General features: G+C 69.2%; 20 protein-coding genes. 8 read left to right on the top strand and 12 right to left on the bottom strand.

Features of this window, described 5'->3' with window-relative positions; all coding sequences use genetic code 11:
• Positions 1-20: 20 nt before the first annotated feature.
• The 5 genes from NKG96_RS20535 to NKG96_RS20515 all read right to left on the bottom strand — a co-directional run bounded on the left by NKG96_RS20535 (position 21) and on the right by NKG96_RS20515 (position 5,755).
• Positions 21-992: an NAD-dependent epimerase/dehydratase family protein gene (locus tag NKG96_RS20535; protein ID WP_254538845.1), complete on the bottom strand. Its 972-nt coding sequence runs from the start codon at positions 990-992 to the stop codon at positions 21-23.
• The gene (locus NKG96_RS20530) at positions 985-1,878 is read right to left on the bottom strand and encodes a DUF362 domain-containing protein (protein ID WP_254538929.1); all 894 of its coding nucleotides are present in this window, start codon (positions 1,876-1,878) and stop codon (positions 985-987) included. The genes NKG96_RS20535 and NKG96_RS20530 overlap by 8 nt, the downstream gene beginning before the upstream one ends.
• Positions 1,875-2,933 carry a Gfo/Idh/MocA family protein gene (locus NKG96_RS20525; RefSeq protein ID WP_254538928.1) on the bottom strand — a complete coding sequence of 353 codons (1,059 nt, stop codon included), beginning with the start codon at positions 2,931-2,933 and terminating at the stop codon, positions 1,875-1,877. Before NKG96_RS20525 ends, NKG96_RS20530 begins: the two co-directional genes overlap by 4 nt.
• 133 nt (positions 2,934-3,066) lie before the next feature.
• On the bottom strand, positions 3,067-4,023 hold the full coding sequence (locus tag NKG96_RS20520) for a glycosyltransferase family 2 protein (protein ID WP_254538927.1): 957 nt from the start codon (positions 4,021-4,023) through the stop codon (positions 3,067-3,069).
• 208 nt (positions 4,024-4,231) lie between these two features.
• Complete coding sequence (locus NKG96_RS20515) at positions 4,232-5,755, bottom strand: glycosyltransferase family 39 protein (protein ID WP_254538926.1); 1,524 nt, start codon at positions 5,753-5,755, stop codon at positions 4,232-4,234.
• Between the two features lie 158 nt (positions 5,756-5,913).
• Between NKG96_RS20515 and NKG96_RS20510 the strand changes: the two genes are divergently transcribed.
• Positions 5,914-6,855 carry a glycosyltransferase family 2 protein gene (locus tag NKG96_RS20510; RefSeq protein ID WP_254538925.1) on the top strand — a complete coding sequence of 314 codons (942 nt, stop codon included), beginning with the start codon at positions 5,914-5,916 and terminating at the stop codon, positions 6,853-6,855.
• A 142-nt stretch (positions 6,856-6,997) separates the two neighbouring features.
• On the opposite strand, the gene NKG96_RS20505 is transcribed toward NKG96_RS20510, so the two are convergent.
• Positions 6,998-7,915, bottom strand: coding sequence for a sugar phosphate isomerase/epimerase family protein (locus NKG96_RS20505; RefSeq protein WP_254538924.1), 918 nt, complete (start codon positions 7,913-7,915; stop codon positions 6,998-7,000).
• A 220-nt stretch (positions 7,916-8,135) separates the two neighbouring features.
• On the opposite strand from NKG96_RS20505, the gene NKG96_RS20500 reads away from it, so the two are divergent.
• Positions 8,136-9,296 (top strand): Gfo/Idh/MocA family protein, encoded by a 1,161-nt coding sequence (locus tag NKG96_RS20500; protein WP_254538923.1) that lies wholly within the window; start codon positions 8,136-8,138, stop codon positions 9,294-9,296.
• A 73-nt stretch (positions 9,297-9,369) separates the two neighbouring features.
• Positions 9,370-9,579 carry a hypothetical protein gene (locus NKG96_RS20495; protein ID WP_254538922.1) on the top strand — a complete coding sequence of 70 codons (210 nt, stop codon included), beginning with the start codon at positions 9,370-9,372 and terminating at the stop codon, positions 9,577-9,579.
• Positions 9,580-9,645: 66 nt separating this feature from the next.
• Here the strand turns inward: NKG96_RS20495 and NKG96_RS20490 are convergent, their stop codons facing one another.
• Both NKG96_RS20490 and NKG96_RS20485 read right to left on the bottom strand, forming a co-directional pair.
• Entirely contained in the window at positions 9,646-11,154 is a 1,509-nt protein-coding gene (locus NKG96_RS20490; RefSeq protein WP_254538921.1) for a lipopolysaccharide biosynthesis protein, read from the bottom strand.
• A 42-nt stretch (positions 11,155-11,196) separates the two neighbouring features.
• Entirely contained in the window at positions 11,197-12,744 is a 1,548-nt protein-coding gene (locus NKG96_RS20485) for a lipopolysaccharide biosynthesis protein (protein WP_254538920.1), read from the bottom strand.
• 217 nt (positions 12,745-12,961) lie between these two features.
• Between NKG96_RS20485 and NKG96_RS20480 the strand changes: the two genes are divergently transcribed.
• The 5 genes from NKG96_RS20480 to NKG96_RS20460 all read left to right on the top strand — a co-directional run bounded on the left by NKG96_RS20480 (position 12,962) and on the right by NKG96_RS20460 (position 17,125).
• A complete protein-coding gene (locus NKG96_RS20480) occupies positions 12,962-13,924 on the top strand; it encodes a glycosyltransferase family 2 protein (RefSeq protein ID WP_254538919.1) in 963 nt (320 codons plus the stop codon).
• 113 nt (positions 13,925-14,037) lie between these two features.
• The gene (gene aglF / locus NKG96_RS20475) at positions 14,038-14,793 is read left to right on the top strand and encodes a UTP--glucose-1-phosphate uridylyltransferase AglF (RefSeq protein ID WP_254538918.1); all 756 of its coding nucleotides are present in this window, start codon (positions 14,038-14,040) and stop codon (positions 14,791-14,793) included.
• A 111-nt stretch (positions 14,794-14,904) separates the two neighbouring features.
• Positions 14,905-16,026, top strand: a complete 1,122-nt coding sequence (locus NKG96_RS20470) for a glycosyltransferase (RefSeq protein ID WP_254538917.1) — start codon at positions 14,905-14,907, stop codon at positions 16,024-16,026.
• Between the two features lie 72 nt (positions 16,027-16,098).
• Complete coding sequence (locus tag NKG96_RS20465) at positions 16,099-16,746, top strand: helix-turn-helix domain-containing protein (protein WP_254538916.1); 648 nt, start codon at positions 16,099-16,101, stop codon at positions 16,744-16,746.
• An 85-nt stretch (positions 16,747-16,831) separates the two neighbouring features.
• Complete coding sequence (locus tag NKG96_RS20460) at positions 16,832-17,125, top strand: HalOD1 output domain-containing protein (RefSeq protein WP_254538915.1); 294 nt, start codon at positions 16,832-16,834, stop codon at positions 17,123-17,125.
• A 13-nt stretch (positions 17,126-17,138) separates the two neighbouring features.
• On the opposite strand, the gene NKG96_RS20455 is transcribed toward NKG96_RS20460, so the two are convergent.
• The 4 genes from NKG96_RS20455 to NKG96_RS20440 all read right to left on the bottom strand — a co-directional run bounded on the left by NKG96_RS20455 (position 17,139) and on the right by NKG96_RS20440 (position 23,653).
• Complete coding sequence (locus NKG96_RS20455; RefSeq protein ID WP_254538914.1) at positions 17,139-18,338, bottom strand: hypothetical protein; 1,200 nt, start codon at positions 18,336-18,338, stop codon at positions 17,139-17,141.
• Between the two features lie 87 nt (positions 18,339-18,425).
• Positions 18,426-19,523: a DUF354 domain-containing protein gene (locus NKG96_RS20450; RefSeq protein ID WP_254538913.1), complete on the bottom strand. Its 1,098-nt coding sequence runs from the start codon at positions 19,521-19,523 to the stop codon at positions 18,426-18,428.
• Positions 19,520-20,818: a nucleotide sugar dehydrogenase gene (locus NKG96_RS20445; RefSeq protein ID WP_254538912.1), complete on the bottom strand. Its 1,299-nt coding sequence runs from the start codon at positions 20,816-20,818 to the stop codon at positions 19,520-19,522. Before NKG96_RS20445 ends, NKG96_RS20450 begins: the two co-directional genes overlap by 4 nt.
• Positions 20,819-21,058: 240 nt before the next feature.
• Complete coding sequence (locus NKG96_RS20440; protein WP_254538911.1) at positions 21,059-23,653, bottom strand: right-handed parallel beta-helix repeat-containing protein; 2,595 nt, start codon at positions 23,651-23,653, stop codon at positions 21,059-21,061.
• Between the last annotated feature and the right edge of the window lie 229 nt (positions 23,654-23,882).

The raw sequence follows: 23,882 nt of genomic DNA, 5'->3' as shown, positions 1-23,882 counted from the left end.
CGCCTCTTGCCAGGAGGTGGCTACCGACCTTCGGCGCTTTTGAACCACTCCCACGCCGGAGCGACGAGTTCACGGAGCGGTCGGTAGCTGTACCCCAGCTCCCGCTGTGCCTTTCGCGGGCTGTAGAACAGTTCCTGCGTCGAGAGGCGGGCCATCTCCGCGTCGAACGGGAACATGCGCGTCCCGAGGCGGGCGTTGACCTGCCCGACGACCGGTCCGGCCATGCGGATTATCTGTGGCGGCACCTCCGCGAGCGGCGCGTGCCCGTCTATCTCGCGGGCGATGACGTCGAGCGCCTCGCCGAAGCGCAGGTTCTCGCCGGCCAGCAGGTAGTGCTCGCCGGCCCCGCCGCGTTCCATGGCGGCGATGGTCCCCGAGACGGCGTCCTCGACGCCGACGAAACTCGCCCCCCCGGGCGGGTGGACGGCGAGTTTCGGATCGCTGGCCATCGTGAGGAAGCGCCCGGTGAAGTTCTCGTCGCGCGGGCCGAAGATGGAGGTGGGGTGGACGGTGACGACGTCGAGACCCCGCTCGCCGTACTCGTCGCACAGGTCCTCGGCGGCGGCCTTGCCGCGCTGGTAGGCCCCGATGGGGTCGGCTACGTCCGCCTCGGTGGCGATGCCGCCCGCCTTCCGGCGGGTGCCCGCCGTGCTCGTGAAGACGACGCGGTCGACGCCCTCCTCGTGGGCGGCTTCGAGCAGGTTCCGCGTCCCCTCCCGATTGACGCGTTCGACGGTCTCCGCGTCGGCGGACTGGAGGCCGATGCCCGCGAGGTGGAACACCCGGTCGTGGCCCGAGACGGCCTCGCGTACCGCGCGTTCGTCCAGCGTGTCGGCCTCGACCCACTCGACGTCGACGTCGTCGAGGGCGCTCGTGTCGGAACTGGCCCGCTTCGTCGCCGTCACCGACCAGCCGTCGGCGGCGAGCCGTTCACACAGGTGTGACCCGAGAAAGCCCGTCGCGCCCGTGACGAGCGCGCGGTCCTCAGCCATCCTCCTCACCCATGAACTGCGGCGGGACGAGGTCACCCGTGACGCGGGCGTAGAGACGGTAGCCCATCGCGGCCGGTCCCCCGGAGTCGCTCATGTCGGGGGCCGGTTCCTCGTTGGGCAGGGAGGCGGCGAGTTCCTCCAGGTCGAATCCGTCGACCGGTTCGCGCCCGAGCCCGAACGGCGCGAGATAGGGGATGTCGGCGGGCGTCTTCCCGACCAGCGTGGCGGCCGCCCGGTCCACGGCGGGGGCGTCCGTCCCGGCGACGAGGAACCGCGAGCGATGCGGCGCGCCCGTGTAGGTGTACGTGCCGTCGAGCAGGGTGAACGCGGGGTCGCAGACGGCCGTCGCGGCCACGACCTCGTCGGGCGTGAGGTCCGCCTCGCTCACCCCGTACGCGCCCATCGCCGTCGTCACGAGCGTGGCGACCAGTGAGCGGTCGGGGTCCGTTCTGAGCGTGGGGACGACGACCAGCGGGTCGGCTTCGAGGGCCTCCGGCACCTCCACGTCGACGGTCCGATCGTCGATGTGGACCCGGCGCTCGACGGTCGGCGCGTCGCCGAGGGCGAGCGTCTCGACGCCGGTGCGGTCCACGATGGCGTCGTAGCCGAGGTACGTCGTGCAGTCGGTCCCGTCGACCCACGGCGTCTCGGGCAGACAGAGCGTGACGTCCGCGCCGCGACTCGTCAGTGTCTCCACGAGCATCTCGACGGTGTCGGGATTCGTGACTGCGCCCGTCGAGGGGTGGAAGGGGTAGTGGGCGTCCGGGAGGACGAGGACGCGCCCGCCGAGGTCGGGGGAGCACTCCTCGACCAGTTCCGTCACGGCCGCGCCGATGGCCGGGGTGGTGGTGTCACAGCGCCGCCCGGCGACGAAGTCCTCCGTCATCGGTCCACCTCCACGGCCGCGGGTTCGACACCCGCCTGCCGGTAGGCCTCCGCGACGTGTTCGACCATCCGCAGGCCGCAGGCCCCGTCGACCGGCGGCGTCTCGCCGGCCCGGACGGCGTCACAGAAGTCCGAGAGGGCGTGGTAGTGCGCCTGGTAGTAGTACGTCGGCTTGAAGTAGTGGGGCGTCTCGCCGCGCACCCTCCGGGTGAGGTTCTCCAGCGCGGACTTCGCCGCGTGCGAGACGAACCGTTTCGGCATGTAGTCGTCGCTGACGAGCGAGTCGGCCACGCCGTCCAGCCGGAAGTTCCCGGTCACGTTCGGCGGCTCCTCCCACTGGAAGAAGCCGGCGGTGAGCGTCGCCGTCGTCCCGGACTCCGCGCCCCGGACGACCACCGTCGCGGTGTCCTCGTAGGGCAGGTCGAGGCCCGACTCGACGTGGGCGTACTCGACTGAGAGGTCGCCGAAGAACCACTCGAGGACGTCCAGCAGGTGGACGCCGAGGTCCATCAGCGCGCCACCGCCGGTCGCGGTGGGGTCGAGTTGCCACGACGAGACGCCCTGTCTCGCGGGCGGGGCCGAGAACGGCCCGTTGTTGATGCGCGAGATGGACGCGACGGGGACGTGCCCGATGCGGCCCTCGTCGTACAGTTCCTTCAGGCGCTGGACTTCGGGCTGGTAGCGGATGGTGTGGTCGACGCCGATGGAGACGCCCGCGTTGTCGGCCGCCTCCAGCATCCGTTCGCCCTCCGCGACGGTGCGGGCGAAGGGTTTCTCGACGAAGACGTGACAGCCGGCCTCCGCGGCGGCGACGGTGGCGTCGGCGTGGAGGAACGGCGGGAGGGCGACGATGGCGGCGTCGAGGTCCTCATTCTGCAGGCAGTCGGTGAAGTCGTCGTAGGTGCGGTCGACGCCGAGACGCTCTGCACGCTTGCGGTTACCGGGGACGGCGTCGGCGGCGGCGACCACGTCCACGCCCTCGATGCCGCGCGTGGACTGGAGGTGGACCGTACCGATGTTGCCCACGCCGAGGAGTCCGATGCGAAGGTCGCTCACGCGACCACCCGCGATGGTCGGTCGCCGATGCGTCGCTTCGACGGCAGTCGTATCATTGCACGGGAGAACGAGCGTCCGCTATCTTGTTATGGAGCGTATAAACCGACCGAACGTCGCGAGCCGGGGGTGGCTATCAGTCGAGACCGAGGAACCGCTCGACGGTCTCGCGGACCGTCCCGTAGGCGTTGGTGAGCTTCAGGCCGTAGGTGAGGAAGTAGAAGGCGACCTTCTCGCTCGTGTCGAGGCGGTCCCACCCGCGGAAGACGTCGCCGAGGCGGCCCGGCGGCGTCGGGCTGTACAGCCCGGGGTAGAACACGATGAGCGCGGGGTTGCCGTAGCGCTCGGGGTAGTACTGGCGCAGTTGCTGTTTCCCGCGCCCGATGCGGACGGCCTTCTTGACGAGTGCGGAGAGCGTCGTCCGCGTCGGGTGGTACATCGGGACGTCCTCGGCGTACCCGAGGTCGAAGCCGGCCGCGTGGACGCGGTGACCGAACTCCCGGTCGCCACTGGAGACGAAGCGCGTGTCGAAGGGTCCGACCGTCTCGATGACCTCCCGGCGGACGAACAGGCAACACGTCGGCGCGAAGTGGAACGTGGAGATGTAGCGGTCGATAGGGAACCCGTTGAGTCGGTTGTACTTGCCGACGAGCGATTCCTCGCCGGGCGTGTACAGCTGGACGTTACACGCCATGTAGTCCAGTCCGTCGTCGTCCATCCGCTCGATAGCGGCGTCGAGCCAGTTGCGCTCGACGGTCATGTCGGCGTCGATGAACGCGAAGACGTCGCCAGAGGCGTACCGGATGCCCCGTACCCGCGCCGCGTACGAACTCTGCTCGCGGCGCTCGTCGAGCACCGTCACGGTGTCGAACCGGTCGGCGAACTCGGCGGCGACGTCGCGGGTATCGTCCGTCGAGCGGTTGTCGACGACGATGATCTCGTAGTTCCCGTACGTCTGTTCGGTCAGCGACTCCAAGGTCACGCGTACCCCTTCCGGGTCGTTGTACACCGGGACGATGACGGAGACGAACAGAGTGTCCGTCGTCTGTCGCTCGTCGGTCCGCGCTGGAGCCCCGGTCAGTTGTGCGGTCATGGTGTGTCTCGGGCGGGCGGTGTCGTCCGTGGCCGCCCACGTCCTGCGGGCGGGAGCGCCACGGCCGTCGGCCGTGTCGTACCCCACTCGCGACGAGTGTTTAGAGGTGTGAGATACTCCCGGCGTGGTGAAACAGTTTCAATACTGCCAGTCGGCTGTTGGGACAGTCCGGCGAGACCCGGTCGGCGGGTCAGTCCGTCGATTCCCGTCATCCGCCGTCATCGGGCCGTTCGTAGCGGTAGACCTCGATTCCGACGTAGTTACGCTCGTATTTCAGCACGCGCCCGTCGCTCACGGCGGCCTTCAACCGTTCGTCGGACCGTTCGTTGGTGTGTGAGAGCACGAGCCACACCTCGTCGTGGCCCGCGAGCGTCCGCTCGAGTTCCGCGTCTGTCACGGGGTCCCGGCCCGTCCCCGACCCGGCGGCGGTCACGCCCTCGACTTGGATGTCCGAGCGCGTCCGGTAGTGTTCGACCCCGCGTTCGGTGATGAGGTCGCTGACGAGGACCAGCGCCCCGGGGTCGGCCCGCGACTCGATGTCCGCGGTGGCCTCGTCCCACTGCTCTTTCGTGTCAGTCGTGAGTTCGAACGCCGTCGTGGGCGCGACTGCGACGACGAGCAACACGACGAGGCCGACCTGCAGGTGCGAGCGCCGGACGCGGGTGACGCCGCGTCCGACGAGCAGGTAGAACCCGAGCGCCGCCGGGAGCGTGTAGCGCGGCCAGAACACTGGCAGGAGCAGGTAGGAGACGACGATGGGCAGGAAGAACGTCGCCAGCACCCAGACGGCCAGCAGGTGGACGCCGTGGTCGTCGGTCGGCGACAGGCGGTCCGCGAGCGTCCCGAGTGCCGTCGCCGGGTTCGAGTCGAGCGCCTCCGTGACACGGCCGTCCGTGACGCCGAGGACGAGCAGCCCCCCGGTCAGGAGGGCGACGAAGGCGACCGCCGCCTCGATGGACGTCTCCGCGAAGTAGCCCGTGAAGACGGCGAACACCACGGCGGGCGTCGGCGGCGGGATGTAGGGGAGCGCCGACGCCCCGCCGAAGCTCGCGAGCTTGTACACCAGCCCCGCGAGCAGGGGGAGAATCGCGAGCGTCACGGCAGCCGCCGCGCCGAGGTGCGGCCGGTCGAGGCGCACCGTGCCGGCCCGCAACGCCGCCAGCACGTACAGGCCCTCCGCGAACGCGACCAGCACGCCGAAGGGGTGCGTGTAGGCGAGCGCGATGGTCGCGAGCGCGTAGCCCGCCGCCCGCCACCGCCCCCCGCGACCGAGCAGGCGGACGTACAGCGAGAGGGAGACGAGCGAGAGCAACGCGACGAGGCTGTACATCCGTACCTCCTGTGCGTAGTACACCTGGAACTGCGTGAGTGCGAACAGCAACGCGCTCACGATCCCCGCCGTGTGGTCGAACAGGTCCCGGCCGACGCGGTACATCACGGGGATGGCGAGGACGGAGAACACCGCCGACAGCAGGCGGAGCCACGTCGCCGAGAACCCACCGATGGCGGCCCAGAGGTCGAGGATCACGTAGTACAGCGGGAGGTGTGGCTGGTTCAGCGGGATGGCGACGAACAGTTCGAGGGGGGAGTACGCGCGGACGAACTCGACCGTGATGAGTTCGTCCGTCCAGAGCGCCTCCGCCCCCAGGCCGTAAAACCGGAGGGCCGCCCCGACGAGCAGAATCGCCACCAGTCCGTGGGGGACCGTCGCCACCGTGCGGTGCCAGCGCATCGTCCGGGGGACGGAGCACGTGGGGTTAGTTATTGGCGTCGTGTCCTCTCGTGGCGTGTCCGCCCCGTCCACCCACACGCGGGTAGCACCCACCTACTGTCGCTGAGCGTACGATTATACGATTCATTCTCATGACTATCTCTGTATATTAGTAGTCCATGTCCGTGCTGCAGTCCCGCCCCGACCACCAGGCCGACGACGACGCCCCGGCGCGTCCCCTGCCGGCGAACGACGACGACGCCATCGAGCGAGTCGTCGAGTTCGCTCCCGCGACCGCCGTCTCCTGTTCCGTCGTCGTCGTGACCTACGGAACCGACCGCGAGGACGTGCGAGCGCTCCTCGCGGCGCTCGACCGGCAGACCACCGACGACTTCGAGGTGCTCGTCGTCGACAACGGGACCGACTGGCCGGTCGTAAACGTCGCCGGGCAGTACGACAGCGTGCGCACCTACGCGGAGGCCGTCGAGAACCTCGGCGTCACCCGCGGGCGGAACGTCGGCGCCCGCCTCGCCACCGCGGACGTGGTGACGTTCCTCGACGACGACGCCGTCCCGGCCCCGGACTTCGTGGCCTCACACCTGCGAGAGCACCGCGAGAACGACCTGTTCGCGGTCCGCGGTCGGGTCCACCCCGCGACCGACTGCGTCTACAACCGCCTGCAGTCGCACTACGACCTCGGGGACGAACCGGCGCCCTACTACCTCAACATCGAGGGGAACTGCTCGGTCGACCGGGAGGCCTTCCTCGAACTGGGCGGGTTCAGCGAGCGCCTGACCGGGCGTGCGGGCCACGAGGGCATCGAGTTGACCTACCGGGCGGTTCGGGCGGGCTACGACCGCGAGGCCATCCGGTACTCCCCCGACCCCGTCATCTACCACGACAACGCCGTTAGTTTCGGCCAGTACCTCCACAAGCGCCGCTACCGCCGTCGCTACGCGACCGACATCAGGGACCTCCACCCGGACGTCTTCGACTTCACCCGGAGCTACGAAACCCCAGGGAGTGAGCGCGAGGACGACGCGACCGGCGGCCTGTCCGACCGGGTCCACGAACTGGCAGTGCTCGGCGTGGTGAAGGTAGTGCTCACTCTGCGGGACTGAACCGGCGGGAAGAGAGACTCGCGGCGGCGGTCGGGACGCGCCCGGACGGGTGCGTCGTTCTCACGGGACATCTGCGCCGAGTGGCGACGCCCGACGTCGGACGAGTGGCACGGAAGAGGGAAGACAGTCGCGTGTCGCGTCCTCAGCCGAGTCGAGCCACGCCCGTCGCCCGGGCGAGGGCGTCGGCCCCGTTGCGGAGCGTGGTGATGGGGTCGGCGGGACTGTCCTGTTCGTAGACGACCCACTCCGCGCCGATGTCCTCGGCGGCCTCGACGGCGGCGGGGATGTCGAGCAGTCCCGTCCCCGGTTCGACCGACTCCATGTCGCTGAGGGGGCCGGGTCGGCCGTCGACGGCGACGTCCTTCACGTGGACGAGCGGTGCCCGGGTCCCGACGTACTCCAGCACCTCGCGCGGGTCGTAGCCCGCCGCGACGACCGACCCGACGTCCACCTCGAACTGGAGCGTCTCGGGGTCCGTGGTGGCGACGAGGTGACCGAACGCCGTCCGCTCGACGTCCACGTCGCGGGGGTAGCTGGCGTACTTGCTGTAGAGTCGGTCGCCGAGGAGGCCGACGGCGGTCCGGGGCTTGCTGTTGCCCGCGGCGCGCGGGTTGACGGCCGTGAGGAGGCGACCGAGCGCCCCCGGTCGCACGACGGGCAGGAAGTCGTGGACCTGGTTGTGGTAGACGAGTTGCGCGTCGTGCTCGGCCAGTCGCGCCCCGAGTGCGTCGAGGCGGCGGGCGAGCGTCCGGACGCGGTCGGGCGTCCGGTAGTGTGCGAGCGGGAGGTGCGGGATGACGAGGCGGTCACAGCCGACCATCGAGTAGCGGCGGGCGACCTCCGCGGGGTCGGCTTCGATGGCGTCGAGGCCGATGTGCGCGCCGACCGGTTCGACGCCGGTCTGGGCGATGGCGTCCGCGACGGCCTCGACGTCGGCGTCCTCGAACCGGGTCGCGAACTCGATGCCCTCGAACCCCACGTCGGCAACGCGGCGGATGACGTCCTGAAGCGGCTCGTCGAGGTCCCGCAGGGAGTACAGCTGAATCGCGGGGCGGGTCATTCGGTCCTCCGGGCGAGGCTAGTCGACGGGCGGTTCGGACAGCAGGTACGGCGTCCACTCATGTCTCGACGTGGTGCTCCCGAGGGCATTGTAATAGCTTGCTTATGCCTGTTCGCGGCGTCCGACGGCCGAACGCGCCGCCGTTCGGCAGAAGTGACTCGACCGCGAGGGGTCGGTAGACGGCCCATACTCATGCAGTGGGGACGTTTGGTCCCGGGTAATGCTCGACGTGGCCCTCATCGGCACGGGTGAACCCGACGCCCCCGGACGGGACGGCTTCGCGATGGCGTACCGACACGCGCGCGCCTACGCGCGCCTCGACGAGTGCCGGCTGACCGCCTGTGCAGACATCGTCCCCGAGAACGCTCGACGGTTCGCCGACGAGTTCGGCGTCCCCGACGAGCACGTCTTCGAGGACTACGAGGCGATGCTCGCCGCCGTCGAACCGGACGTGGTGAGCGTCTGCGTCCCGCCCGGTGTCCACGCCGACATCGTCGTCGGCTGTGCCGAGAGCGGGCACGTCCGGGCGGTCCACTGCGAGAAACCCATGGCGGACACGTGGGGCGACTGCAGGCGGATGGCCGAGGTCTGCGAGCGTGAGGGGGTCCAGCTCACCATCAACCACCAGCTCCGGTTCGGTCGCCCGTTCCGCCGCGCGAAGGAACTCCTCGACGCGGGGGCGGTCGGCGACCTGCGGCGGGTCGAGTGGAGCCGCGAGCACCTCTTCGACGCCGGGACGCACGCCTTCGACCTCTCGAACTACTACGTGGACGCGCCCGTCGAGTGGGTGCTCGGCAACGTCGACTACCGCGAGGAGAACCGCTGGTTCGGCGCGCACAACGAGAACCAGGCGGTCGTCCAGTGGCGCTACGAGAACGGCGTCTACGGGCTGGCCGCCACCGGCGTCGGCCGGGAGTTCGTCGGCTGTTATCTCCGCCTCGTCGGGAGCGAGGGCGTCCTCGAACTCCACGACGACGCCGACCTGCCGACGCTCCGGATGCGGACCGACGGGGGGGACTGGCGAGCCGTCGACGTGGGCGGGGCGGGCGTCTATCGTCCGCAGACCGGCCGCCTCGGCGTGGCCCGGAAGGCGCTCGCCGCTCGTCTGCCCGAGCGACTCCCCGGCCGCGAGTCGCTCCGCCGCCTGCTGGTCGAACCGCGCTACCTCGACCTGGCCGTCGAGGACGTCGTCGACTCGCTCCGGGAGGACCGGGAGCCGGAACTCCACGCCGGCGGCGCGCTGGCCGCCGAGGAACTCATCTTCGCCGCGTGGGAGTCCTCGCGGCGGCGCGGCCGGATCGACCTCCCCCTCGACATCGAGGACAACCCGCTGGCGGCGATGGTCGAGGCGGGTGACCTGCTCGTCACGCCCGAACCCTGAGTGGTCGCGGGTCGCCACACCGAAGTGTGTCAGAGACACTCTAACTATACCCCCGGAGCCTGTTCGACGATACATGTCGCCGAATCTGAACACCGACGCGCGGTTCACGCTCGCGGTCATCGCCCTCTGTGGCGTCGTCATGATGCCGCTGTTGGCGCTCTCGCCGGCGGACGCGACGCTCGCGGCGACGGCGTGGCTGGTCGGTGTCGGCCTGTCGTACCTCGCGGCCCGACTCGTTGAGACCGGGGCGGACGGCGAGGGCGAGTCGAACGCCGCGAACTGACCGACCCGGGCGTGCGCCCGCGGTCGACCCCGGTTCCCGTTCCGGTCTCGCTTCCGATTCCGGCCCTCAGCCCGCCGCGCCCTTGACCTGTGCGAGCAGTTCCGAGAGCCCGAACTGGAACCGCCGTTCGAGCGCGAGCATCACGGCGGCGTAGACGGCGACGCCCGTCAGCACGGTCGCCACGAACGTCACGAGCGACCCGAGGCCCGTCGCGGCGACGCCCTCTCGGACCGTCCACGCTGCAGCCCCCATCACCGCGCTCCCGAGGGCGGGGTACGCCAGGATGGCGGCGAACGAGGTGACGTCGTCCTCGACGAGGCGAGCCGCGAGGACGGCCCCCAGCGGCGCGGAGACCAGCCCCGTCACGAGGACCGCCGCGGCCGTCCCCGTGAGGTCGTACGCCGTCGTCAGCGGGTAGATGAGGACGGCCAGCACCGCGAGCCTGACCGCCTGTATCTTGGTCATGTAGTCGGGCCGGCCGAGCGCCTTGAACAGCGGCGAGGTCGGCGACCGAATCGACCGGAGCAGGCCGAAGCCCGTCAGCACCTGCATCGGGACGATCATCTCGGTCCACTGGTCGCCGAGGAACGTCGCGACGAACGGCGGCGCGACGACGATAATACCGACGCCGACCGGGAAGGACACCAGCGTCGAGAGGCGGAGCGCCCGGAAGAATCCCTCGCGGACCGCCTCGATGTCTTCCTGCAGTTTCGAGTAGGCTGGCATGACGACCCGGGAGACGCTCTGGGCGATCTCGGTCGCGGGCGCGTTCGACAGGCGATAGGAGAGCTGATACAGCCCCAGCGCCCCCGACCCGAGGAGGACGCCGACGAGGGCGTCGTCGCCCTCGCGAAAGAGGAATGCGACGACGCCCGACCCGAGGATCCACTTCCCGTAGCCGACCATCTCGCGGGCCTTCGGCACGTCGAACCCCGGCCACGGTCGGTAGTCGTGGATGAGGTACGAGGCGACCATCTGGACGAAGTTGCCGGCGAGAAAGCCCACGGCGAGCGCCCACACGGTCGCCTCGACGAACAGCGCGTAGCCGATGGAGACGCTGACGCGCGTGAACGTCCCACTGATGACGAAGGCGAACTGCTTGTGGAACTCGAGGTCCTTCTCGAAGTAGATGGTCCCCGGGTTGTTCAGCGTCTGGAACAGCGTGGCGAACACGACGGCGCGGAGGAGCGCGGTGGCGCGCGGTTCCCCGAAGACGCTGGCGACGTGCGGCGCGAGGAGGTACGCGACGGCGGCGATGACCACCCCCCGGATGAACCGGAGCGTGAACGCCGTGTCAAGGTAGTCGTCGACGTCGGCGTCCGGGAGCTGGACGAGCGCGTCGTTGATGCCCAGCTGGGAGAAGCGCTGGAGTGCCGAGAGCGCCAGCAGCGCGATGCCGAACACCCCGAACTCCGACGGCGAGAGCAGGCGCGCCAGCACGACGAGCATCGTGAGGTGGAGCACCCGCCCGCCGCCGTTGGTGAACGCGACCCACATCCCGCCCACGACGGTCTGGGAGGCCAGGTCGCTGTTCGGCGAGAGCAGGCGCTTCAGCTTCCGGAGACGCCCCTTCATCGCTGGCTCGCTACGACGGAATCCGGTTTCATGCTATCGAAGTCACCCGGCGACCGACGAGAGGGCCTTGCGGATGTTGCGCTCCAGCCCCCAGCCAAATCCCCGGTCGAGGACGAAGACGGCCGCCACGTAGGCGATGCCGCCGACGACGACGAGGATGCCGAACTCGACGACCGGGCCGAACGCCAGGAGCTCCCGGACGGCGACGACGACGGCGTACATCGCGAGGCTCGCCGCGAGGGGGTACGAGAGGTCGCGGGCCATCCGCGAGTAGGTCGTGTCGATGGTCTTTCGCAGGTAGTAGATGTCGATGGGGAACATCGGGAACACCTGCACGCCGATGATGATGAGCGCGACCACCTCGATACCTCGCAGGCCGAGGAGCTGGCCGCCGCCCTGGTAGAACAGGACGACCGGCGGAATCGTGAGGGCGAGACAGATCACGCGGACGAGCGAGAACTTCGCGATGAGGTCCGGCTGTCCGGTTGCCTTCCAGACCGGACCGAACGTCGCCGCCGCCGAGCGCATCAGCCCGAAGAGCGCGAGGATCTGCATCGTGAGGATGACCGGCTCCCATTGCGAGCCGAGGAACCCGCGGACGAACGGGGGCGTCACGGCGACGATGCCCATCGCCAGCGGGAACGAGATGAGCGTGGTCACCTGCAGCGTGCGGTGGAACCCCTCACGGAGCATCGAGAGGTCGTCCTGAAGCTTCGAGTACGCCGGGAACATGACGCTGGAGATGACGTGCGTGACCTCCGTCGCCGGCGCGTTCGAGAGCTGGTAGGCGTAGCGGTAGAGGCCGAGCGCGGTCGACCCGAGGAAGGCACCGACGAGCGCGTCGTCACCCTCGCTGTAGAAGAAGTAGAGGATGGACGTCGCGGTGATCCACTTGCCGTACCCGATCATCGAGCGGGCGGCGTCCATGTCGAAGGAGAAGCTCGGCCGGTAGTCGTGGAGCACGTAGGACGCGAAGAAGCGGAAGGCGTCGGCGAGGACGTAGCCGATGACGAGCGCCCACGCGTCGGCGGCGACGAACAGCGCGTAGCCGATGCCGGCGACGAAGTGGATGACCGAGCCGCTGAAGATGTAGACGAACTGCTTGTGGAACTGGAGGTCCTTCTGGAAGTAGATGACGGCAGGATTCCGCATGCCGATGAACAGCCGCGAGAGACCGATGACCTGGATGAGCGGTTCCGCGCTCGGCTCGCCGAACACGCGAGCGATGGTGCCCGCAGCGAGGAACAGGCCGACACCGAGCACCGCCGTCCGGGCGATCTCGAGGATCCACGCCGTGTCCAGCAGGTGGTCGATGTTCTCGTCGCGGTCGTAGATGAGCGAGGCGTTGAGACCGAGGTCGGAGAACTTCCGCAGCGCCCCCAGCGCGAGCATGGCGATACCGAAGACACCGAACGCTGTCGGGTCGAGCAGGCGGGCGAGGACGACGAGAAGGACGAGTTGCAGGAGGCGGTCTGAGACCTGCAGCACGCTGACCCACATCCCGCTCTTGACGACTCGACCCGTGATGCTCCCGTCGCTGCCGGACGAGAGCATCTCGCGGACGCGCCGGATGAGTTGTCGGAGGCCCATTATCCCCCTCCGACGACGGCGTCACTGCCGATCTCGCCGCGACGGACACGGCGAGACACGTACGATTCCATCATTCGTTCAGTTCCTCGCACGTACGCAGGCATTGTTATACCTCTGCTAAGTGCGCTCGGGTCGGAAAGAGACGTGAGAGCATCCAGCACACGGCACGGCGACAGGCCCTGCCTAACCAAGTGGTCCCGTCGGGTTCCGGATCACAATGGCTGTGGGTAGCGACGACACCCCCCTCGCGAGTGTCGTACTTCCGACGTACGGACGCCCTGACTTCCTGACGGAGGCCGTCGAGAGCGTGCTCTCCCAGACCTACGAGCGCGTCGAGTTACTCGTCGTGGACGACTGCTCGCCCGACCCCGTCGCCCCCGTGCTCGACGGGATCGACCCCGAGGCGTACCCCGGCGAGCGGACCCTCCGCGTCGTCCGCCACGAGGAGAACCGGGGGGCGAACGGCGCGCGCAACACGGGCATCGAGGAGGCGGACGGCGAGTTCGTCGCCTTCATCGACGACGACGACCTGTGGGCGGCGACGAAGCTCGAACGTCAGCTGGCGGCGTTCGACGACCCCGAGGTGGGTGCCGTCTACACGGGGATGCGCTACGTCGCCGACGGAGAGACGGTCCACGTCCTCGAACCGACCCTCGCGGGCGACGTGACCGAAGCGCTCCTCGTCGGCGCTCCGCTGGGGACGTTCTCGACCATCGCCGTCCGGGCGAGCGTCGCCCGCGAGACGGGCCCGCTCGACGAGCGGTTCCCCTGCTGGCAGGACCGCGAGTGGCCCATCCGTCTCTCGACGCGCTGTCGCTTCGGCGTCGTCCCCGACGTCCTCGTCGACCACCGGACGACCGACCACGAGCAGATAACGGACGACTTCGCGGCGAAGCGAGACGTCGCCTACCCCCTGTTCGTCGAGACGTTCCGCCCGCTGGCCGCCGAGTACGGCGTCGACACCGTCCGGAAGATGGCCGCCTCCCGGTCGCGGGCCGTCGCCACGTCGGCGCTCAAGGCGGGCGAGTACGACGACGCCAGACGCTTCGCCCTCCGGGCCGTCCGGGAGCGGCCGACCGACGCCTCGGCGTACCTCCTCTTGCTCCTGGCGCTCGGCGGCCAGCCGGTGTTCACGGCCGCCCAGCGGACCAGTCGGGCGCTCGCCGCATTCGACGAGTAGTCCCTGCAGGCGGCGACCCGTAGAACAGTCGTGCGGTTCGTGCAACCGTTCCGAGTTCGGAGACTGTCGTTACACAGTACATAACAATACCGCTGGATACCGGACGAACGGATATGCAAGCAGTCGTACTCGCCGCGGGGGAGGGGACACGGCTCCGTCCGTTGACCGCCGACAAACCGAAGGCGATGGTCGAAGTCGACGGGAAACCCCTTCTCACGCACTGCTTCGAGCGACTGGCGGACCTGGGCGCGACCGAGTTCGTCGTGGTCGTCGGCTACCTGAAAGAGCACATCGCCGAGCACTACGGCGACGAGTTCGAGGGGGTGCCCATCACCTACAGCCACCAGGAGGAGGCGAAGGGGCTGGCCCACGCCCTGCTCACCGTCGAGGAACACATCGACGACGACTTCATGCTCATGCTCGGAGACAACGTCTTCGACGCGAACCTGGAGGACGTGGTCCGGCGTCAGCGCGAGGACCGCGCGGACGCGGCGTTTCTCGTCGAGGAGGTGCCCTGGGAGGAGGCGAGTCGCTACGGCGTCTGTGACACTAACGACTACGGCGAGATCACCGCCGTCGTCGAGAAACCGGAGGAACCACCCACGAACCTCGTGATGACGGGCTTCTACACGTTCACGCCCGCCATCTTCCACGCCTGCCACCTCACCCAGCCGAGCGACCGCGGCGAGTACGAACTCTCCGACGCCATCGACCTGCTCATCCGGTCGGGTCGGACCATCGACGCCATCCGGATGGACGGCTGGCGCGTCGACGTCGGCTACCCCGAGGACCGCGACGAAGCGGAACGCCGCCTCCGCGAGGCGCGCGGTGCCCCGAAGACGGAGTCCGCCGAGTCCGCGGGCGACTGAGCGGGATAGCGCGCGGCTAACAAAGCTGGGGAGCCCCGAACCCCGGGCAACGAGGATGTCGCCTATCGATTTCTCGCGTCCACAGCGGGGGCTGGCGAGCGGGGGGCCGAGATGAGTGCCGGTCCCGCGAGCGACGGGAGCGCCGACGACGTGGGGTCGGGAGCGGGGACGGCCGACCGACCGTCCGTACTCGTCGTCTACTCCGTGCGGAACCTCGCGAAGATCGAGCGCCACGTCGGCCCCCTGACCGAGGCTGCCGACGTGACGATGGTGTGCATCGACGCCGACGAGTCCGTCGACGGCGTCGACTACGTCACCGTCCCCGACTTCGGGGTCCGGCCCGTCGGACTGGTCCTGATGGCGCTGGCGGCGTTCGTCGAGGCGTGGCGCGGCGACTACGACGCCGTCGCCTCCTTCTCGCTGCTGCCGAACGGCTGTATCGCCCTCGCCGTGGGCGCGCTGTTCGGCCTCCCGACTCACCTCGGCATCATCGGCATCGACCTCGACGTGCACGTCGAGGCGCGCTACGGGGCGGTCGTGCGGGCGCTGATACGCCGGTTCGACGCCGTCTCGGTCCCCGGCACGGCGTTCAGGGACCGGCTCCTCGAACTCGGCGTCGCCGAGGACCGCGCGACGATACTGGTCAACCCCATCGACGTGGGGACGTACCACCCCGTCGAGCGGGACCCGGAGTTCGATCTGCTGTGGGTCGGCCGGTTCGAGTCGGAGAAGGACCCGCTGACGTTCCTCGCGGCGCTGGACGAACTCGCCGACCGGGGTCGGTCGTTCAACGCGGTGCTGGCGGGCGACGGTCCCCTCCACCCCGTCGTCGAGCGGGCCGTCCGCGAACGCGCGCTGGCCGACCGGGTCGACCTCGTCGGGTGGGTCGACGACCCCGCCGACTACTACCGACGGGCGGGCGCGTTCGTGCTCACCTCCGAGCGCGACGCCCTCCCGCTGTCGCTCGTGGAGGCGATGGCGACCGGCCTGCCGAGCGTCGTCCCCGCCGTCGGGAACGTCCCGGACGTCGCGCGGGACGGCGAGACGGCGCTCGTCGCCGACGACAGGACGCCCGCCGCGTTCGCCGACGCGCTGGACCGCCTGCTGGGCGACGACGACCTGCGCGAGCGACTCGGCGCGAACGCGGGGAACGTCAGCGAGCGGTACTCGTACGATGCCGCGACGGACGACTGGTGCGACGTGCTGGTGACGATGGACGTCGTCGAGCGCTGACCGCTCGAGGCGGTCCCCGGGACCGATCAGTTAATGCAACGGGTTTTTCCCTCTGATGTCGTTGTTGCAACTATGAGTGTCGTCGGCGAGTTCGTGGTCGAGACGGATGGGTTCGCCCTCGGCCGCGCGCTCTGTGTCGGCGAAGTGCGGTGTGAGTTCGACCAGGTCGTCCCGACCGACGGCCACGCCACGGACGTCTGGGTGTGGACCGACGACGTAGACGGGTTCCGCGAGCGAGTCGAGGACCGACCGCCCGTGCTCGCGGTGAGCGTCCGGGACCGGGTCGACGGCGGCGCGCTGTGTAGCGTCGAGTGGACGGGCGACGGAACCGACGTGTTCGCGGGAATCGTCGACGCCGACCTGACCCTCCTGACGGCGGCGGGCGACGGCCAGACCTGGTCGTTCCGCGTCCGGGCCCCCGACTGGAGTGCCCTGACGGCGTTCCGCGAGTTCTGTACCCGACACGGGGTCGACCTGGAGCTGAACCAGCTCACCCGACAGACCGAACCGGGCGGGACCGCGGCGGACGCGCTGACCAGCGTCCAGCGCGAGACGCTCGCCGAGGCGTTCCGGCGAGGGTACTACGACTCCCCGCGCGGCGTGACGCTGGCGGAACTCGCGGAGGAGTTCGACGTGTCCCCGCGTGCGGTCTCACAGCGGCTCCGTCGCGGCATCGCGAACCTCATCGAGAACAGCCTCCCGACCACGAAGTCCATTTAAACGTGTTCGATGGGGAATCGCACACTTTATGATTTTACATCCGAATATCAAGGTATCGATTCAGTTGTCGGCACGCGGTGATACAATGGACGAACCACGAAAAAATAGGACGACGGCCCCGATAGTTACTCCGGACGGTCCAGCGCACGTATACGCGCCCGAGGACCACGAACGGACGAGCGAAGCGGTCATCGCGGCCGTCGCGAGGGCGGCCGGCCGGGACCCGATAACCCTCCCGCCGCTGTACGAGGCCGTCGACCCGGACGCGCTTGACGCGATGTTCGAACACGCCACCGTTGGGGAGCAAATCATGGTCTCGTTCCCCTTCGCCGACTACGAGGTCGTCGTCGACGACGGGACCATCCTGCTGGTCGAGTGAGTCGGCGTTCCGTTCAGAGTTCTCCCAGCGCCGTCCCGAGCGCGTAGCAGCTCCAGGCCTGGCTCCAGCGCATGTACGGCGTTCTGTCGTCGAGGACGCGCCCGCGACGCCGGTAGAAGTAGCCCTCGGGGTCCATGAGGTGTTCGACCGTCCAGTCGTACACCTCGCGGGCCAGCGCCACGCTCTCGGGCGACCCGTCCTTCACGAACGTCCGAATCGCCTGCGCCGAGGCGTGGACGTCCCGGGGGTACGACGAGTCGTGCTCGAACTTCGGCGCGCCGCCCTCGTCGAACAGGTTCCGGCGGTAGAACTCGATGCCGCGGTCGTAGGCGGTCCGGACGTCCTCGCGCTCCGGGCGCACCGTCAGGTAGTCGTGCAGCGACTCGAGGACGAACCCGGTGTGGAAGTTGTCGTGCGAGAGGTGCGACCCCGAGGCGGGCACCGAGTAGTACCACGCCCCCTTCTCGTCTTGCACGTCGAGGACGAGGTCGACGACCTCGTCGGCGCGTTCGACGTACGCCTCGTTCCCGACCTCGTCGCCGACGACGGCGAGGAGGCTCGCGCCGAGGGCGTTGGCGTTGACGACCACGTAGTCGTCGAAGGGCGTGTAGGCGTACGCGCGGTGGCCGTCGACACGGACGGTGTTGACCTCCTCCGTGACGAACCGGCAGGTGTCCTCCGCGACGGCGAGAGAGTCCTCGTCGCCGGTCACCTCGTAGTGCCGGACGAACGCCTGCGCGCAGAACACGCTGGCGACGATGGACGGCTCGTACGCCTCGAGGAAGAACTTGTTCGAGTTCTGCCAGTCGAAGGGGTAGCCCCACGCCGAGTGCGTGGCGCTCGCCGACCGGTTGTCCAGCAGCCACCCCAGCAGGTCCTCCGCCTCCTCCAGGTGCGCCTCCTCGCCCAGTTCGTCGTAGGCGTCGAGATACGCCGTCGCGAACAGGGCGATACCCTTCGCGTTGCGTCGTTTCGGGACGCGAAGCAGGGGTCGGAGGTTGACGGGAGACTTGTGGACGCCGTGCATGACGACCAGCCGGAGGAACCAGTTGCGGGCGAACGGGTCGAGGACGGGACTCTCCAGTCCGTCGTAGGGGTCCCACCCGGCGTAGTCGTACTCCCGGGCGTAGTCGAGGGCGGCGTCGAGCGTCCGTTCGACGTCCGCGGGCGTCTCCGGTGGCGTGCGCGTCGAGAACAGCTGGTGTCGTGCCATGAGTGTGTATCTGGGTTCGTGTGGGTCGGTGTCGTCGGTATCGTCGTGTCGTCGCGTCGTCGGTGTCGTCGGTGCGTCGAGTCGTGCTCAGACGACGTCGTCGATGACGCCGTCGGTGATGTCGACCACCTCGTCGCGTACCGCACGCGCGCGGTTGAGGCCGGGGGCGACCGCCTCGTTCGACAGGCCGGTGAGGTAGTCGACGATGTCGGCGGCGTCGCGCGAGTGGAAGATTCGCTCCTGACGCACGAGGCGCTGGTCGACCGAGAGCATAGTGTGCGGGAAGAACGACACCGCGGGCTTGTTCATCGCGGCGGCCTCGCGGGCCATCGTTCCCGACCCGGTCAGGGTGCAGTCGGCGTGCCACGCCAACTGGAGGCCCGGCAGGGGCGAGTCGGGGACGAACACGCGGTCGTCGGGGTAGCCCGTCGCGTGCTCCCGGTCGCCGGGACGGCGCGGGAGGTAGACGACGTTGAGGCCGGCGTCCACGGCGCGCGCGAGGACGTCGGGGACGAGCGACTCCTCGGGGGCGAGGTCGATGTACGCCGCCCCGATGGCCTCCGGGCGGAGGACGACGAACTCGTCGAACGGGAGTCGGTCGAGGAACGTCGGGTCCGGGTCGAAGTCGGCGACGCAGACCTCCTCTTTGAATCCGTCGTAGGTGTAGATGGCGTCGCGGGACGCGCCGTACTCGGTGAGTTCCGCCGTCTGGAACGCGTCGGGGACGACGTGGGCCGTCGCCATCGACCGGAAGTAGTTGAATCCCGCCTCCGCCAGCGGCGTCTCGCGGTAGTAGGTGATGTCGTTGTCCGTGAAGTGGATTGACGGGACGCCGTTGGCCTTCGACGCGAGGACGCACATCGCGTTGCGCTGGGACAGCGAGACGGCCGCCTCGGGCGTGCGGACGGCCAACTGGATGGTCCGCAGCGGGACGCCGAGCGTGCGCAGCCACGTGTTGTCGAAGTCGCGGCCGCGTATCGTGAACTCGAAGTCGGTGTCCCGCGCCAGCGGGACCGTCTCGGTCTTCTCGCGGACGGTGACGACCGTCGGGAGGTCGAGGCCGGCCGCGATGGCCTCGAAGAACACCGGATGCGAGGGGCTGGCGAGGTCGACCCAGACGGGCGGGCGACGACCCGTCTCGGTCGGGGCTCTCGACCGTCGACTCCCGCGTTCGGACGCCCTCATAGCCCGACCACGTCGAAGCCGGCGGCGCGCCACTCCTCCTCGTCGAGCATCCCCTTGGTGACGACGAGCAGCGGCGTCCGCATCCACCGCTTCGCGGCCACGGGGTCGACGTCGCGGTACTCGTCGTGGTCGGCGGTGACGACCATCGCGTCCGCCCCGGTCAGCGCCCCCTCGACGGAGACGAGGTCGAACTCGTGTCTGCCGTCGTCGACGTGCGGGTCGTTCAGACGGACCTCGGCCGTCGAGACGCCGCCGTCGGGGACCGCCCGGACCGTCGGTTCGACCTCGCGGTCGTGGATGGCCCGTGCAACCCGGAGTCCGGGACTGTTGCGCACGTCGTCGACGTTGCCCTTATAGGCGACCCCGAGGACTGCGACGCGCCTGTCGTCGAGCGTCCCGAGTCGGCCCTCGACGAGGCCGACGACGTAGTCCGCCATCCCGTCGTTCACGCGGCGGGCCTCGCGGATGAGGCGCACCGAGTCCGAGTCGTGGGCGAGAAACAGCGGGTCGACCGGCAGGCAGTGGCCGCCGACGCCCGGACCCGGGTCGAGGATGTCCACGCGCGAGTGGCGGTTCGCCAGGTCGATGGCCTCGCGGGCGTCCACGCCGTAGTCGCCGGCGATGCGGGCGAGTTCGTTCGCGAACCCGATGTTCGCGTCCCGGTAGGCGTTCTGGACGAGTTTGACGAACTCGGCGCTCCGCGGTGTCGGGGCGCGGCCGACCGTCCCGTCGATGCAGGGCGCGTAGAGGTCGTAGGCGCGCTCCGTCGACGTCTCGTCGAGGCCGCCGACGAACCGGTCGTTCGACCGGAGTTCCTCGAGGATGTTCCCCGGCAGGACCGTCTCGGGGCTGTACGCGAGGTGGAAGTCCTCGCCGGCGACCAGCCCCGTGCGTTCGAGGGCCTCGCGCATCGGACCCCCGGTGGTCCCAGGCGGGACCGTCGACTCGAGGATGACCGTATCGCCCTCGCGGAGGACGGCCGCGATGCCCTCGGCGGCCGCCTCGACGTACGAGAGGTCCGCGCGCCCCGCGTCGTGGTCGAGGGGCGTCGGGACGCAGACGAGGTGGTAGTCGGCGGGGACCACCTCGTGGCTGGGGGCGAGCGTCCCCGCCGCGAGGGCGTCCTCGATGTACGCCGCTAGGTCGGGTTCGCTCACCCGAACCTCGCCGCGGGCGAGGTCCTCGACGACGGTGTCGTCCACGTCGAACCCCGACACGTCGTGTCCGTTGTTGGCGAGTAGCGCCGCGGTCGGGAGCCCGACGTAGCCGAGTCCGTGGACGCAGACGGACGCCATCAGCGTCCCCCCGTCTCGCACCGGGCGACCCTGCGTCCCACTCTTCGAGCGTTCACCGGCGCCGACGCGCTCCTACCAGACAGCCACATAGATGTGAGTGTCTTCACGCCACCTCCTGAAGTCTTTGTTCTGGTTCGCCTGTTGGCCAGCGAGCGGTGAGAGATGTCGAGATTCGAGAGGGTCAGAGCGGAAATCGGGAGCTCGGCCGGTCCGGAATCGCGTCCCGTGACGACCGGGCGGTCAGTCCGTCGACTCCTCGAAGAGGATGGCCGCGGTCCCGTCCATGTCGAAGGAGGTGATGTGGCCGGTGAAGCGGTAGCCGTCCACGTCCCCCTCGACCGACCCCGTGACGGTGCCGCCCTCGATGATGTCGGTCGTCTCGAGAGAGCCGAGTTCGAAGCTCTTCTCGACCTCGCCGGTGACGGTGAACCGGTAGTCACAGCGACCGGACGAACCGGTACCGTCGACGACGACGAGGTTGGGCAACGCGGGGTCCTCCTCGGTGCCGAGGCGGTCCGCGCTGACCTGTTCGCCGTCGAGGTAGACCGCGGCCTCGCCCCGGAGGTCGAAGTGGGTGACGTCGCCGGTGAACCGGTAACTGTCGACGTCGTTGCTGACGGCGCCCTCGGCGCTCGGGCCGGAGATGTTGTCGGCGTCCTCCAGCGCCCCGCGTTCGGGGTCGACCGCCAGGTCGCCGGAGACGGTGAACCGGTAGGCGGCGGCCGTCGCGGAGTCACTGACGATGGCGAGCGTGCTGGCGGGCGAGAGCGTCACGGGGTCGACCAGTTCGCCGTCGATGCGGACCGTCGCGTCCGCGTCGAGCGAGAGCGACGATATCTCGCCGGTGAACGTGTAGGCGTCGGTGCCCTCCAGCACGACGCCCGTCGCCGTGTCCCCCGAGATGCTGTCCTGCGTGTCGACCGTTCCGTGCTCGCGGTTGTGTTCGAGAGTACCCGAGACGGTGACCTCGTAGGCGGCGCGGACCCCCGTCCCGACGAACTCGAGGACGTGCTCCGTCGCCGGCTCCGGGGGCGCGGTCAGGGCAGGGAGGTCACCCGGAGCGACCGCCTCGCCGTCGAGGAGCACGCCGGCGCTCCCGTCGAGCGAGAACTCCGTCACCTGCCCCTCCACGAGGAAACTGTCGTCGCCGCTGGCGACCGCACCGCTCGCGGTCGACCCGGATATCTGGTCGGGGCCCGCGAGCGGGCCCTTCTCCGGGTTGTCGCGGACGCTCCCGTCGACCGTGAACGTGTACTCGGAGAGGGTGCCGTCGCCGGCGATCGTGAGGACGCGCTCGACGGGTTCAGTCGTCGACTCACCCGAGTCGCCGCCGTCGGACCCGTCGCTGCCCGAATCGCCGTCCCACGCGGGGCGCGGACAGGAGTCTGAACTGGTGATGCCGGTGGTCCGGGCCGTGCAGTTGCGGAACACCGTCGCCTGCCCGTTCGTGTTGACGTTCGTGTTCTCGACGCGGCAGTCCCTCGCGTCCTCGAGGACGATGCCGGGACCGGTGCCCTCCATCTGGATACAGCAGTCCCGGATGGTCGAGCCGTGCCGGTGGTCGAGCAGGATGGCCGGGTCGTCGGAACTGCCGGTGATCGAGCAGTTCTCGATGGTCAGCCCCCACGGCTTGCTGGGGGTCTTGTGCCGCGAGAGGCGCTGGTCCGCCGGGTTGCGCCCCCAGATGCCGGGCATCCCGTCGACGTCGACCCGGATGCGACAGTCCTTGACCGTCATGTTCCCCTCGGAGTTGTTGATGGAGAGGGCGGCCTGCCCGCGGCGGTACGTCGACTTGACGACGATGTCGCAGTTGTAGAAGCCGCCGCCGCTCTTGCCGAACTCGGCGCTCGAACAGTAGATGCCGCTGGTTCCGGTGGGCGCCAGGTCGTCCCAGTCACCCTCGAGGACGACGTTGTCGGGATGGGCGTTGTCCCAGTCCATCACGATGGTGGAGTCGCGAATCTCGCTCCCCGCACCCATCCGGAGGACGGCCATGTCGTTGTTCGCGAAGTGGCAGTTGTAGAAGTTACAGGTCCCCTCGTGCTTGCCCGTGTAGAGGCCGCCGTCGCCGCCCTGGTTCTCGATGCGGCAGTCGACGAAGTTCACGGTGCCGTCGTTGCCGGGGAAACAGCCGCCGCCGCCGTCGGAGTTGCCGTGCCCCGTGAACACCGAGGGGCCGGTCTTGCGGAAGTTGACGATGTTCGCCTCGCCGTCCGGGGAGGTGACCTTCGGCTTGATGGTCCAGCGACAGTACGGTTCCGCGCCGCTCATCCCGACGACCTCGACGTCGTGCACCTCGACGTTGTCGCGGGCGTTCAGCGTGAGGCCGATGTCGCCGCCGGTGCGCGACGGGCCGTTATCGAAGGTGACGTTCTCGAGGAGGATGCCGTTCGAGCGATAGCCCGACGAGACGAAGCGCGTCGACTGGCCGTTCGAGGTCCGGAACGTGACGTCCGACCAGTGCTCGCCCGTCCCGCGAATCCCCCAGCGCGTGAGGGTCCCCTCGACGGGCGCAGCCTTGCTCCCCGTCCCGGGGAAGACGTACTCGCCCGGGGGCACCTCGATGAGGAGGCCGTCGTCGGTCGGAATCTCGATCTCGCGCTCACCGCTCGGGTCCCACCCGAGGTCGTCGACCGCGTCGACGATCCGGTCGAACTGGATGCCGTGGCGGGTCGTCGCCGCCGACGCCCCGTTGCTCGCCAGGGCCATCGTGCCGGCCGCCGCTACGCCGAGTCGGAGGTAATTGCGTCTGCCGAGGAGGTAGTCCTCGCCGGAGTCCGCGTTGGGGGTGCCAGCCCCACGCTCCTCCGGGTCGTCTACCGAATCGTGTGCCATACGTCTCCGAGAACCGGACCGAAACGTATAAGCATTCGGACTAATCACAAAGTGTTACCATTTCCGCACGTTCGCCGGAGAAGGCATACGGCGGACCGAACGGAGTCCAGCATCCGCGGGAGTGCCGGCCGGGAGTGCCGGCGTCGGAGGGTCCCGACGCCGACGGGTAGTGGTCCATCGACCGCACACCACGTAAGACGACTGGCTACTCACCTACGAACGGCGACTA

The sequence above is a fragment of the Halomarina litorea genome (assembly GCF_024227715.1).
Classification (GTDB): Archaea; Halobacteriota; Halobacteria; order Halobacteriales; family Haloarculaceae; genus Halomarina; species Halomarina litorea.
Note: the sequence above shows the minus strand (reverse complement) of the source record. Positions and strands in the feature narration are given on the sequence as shown.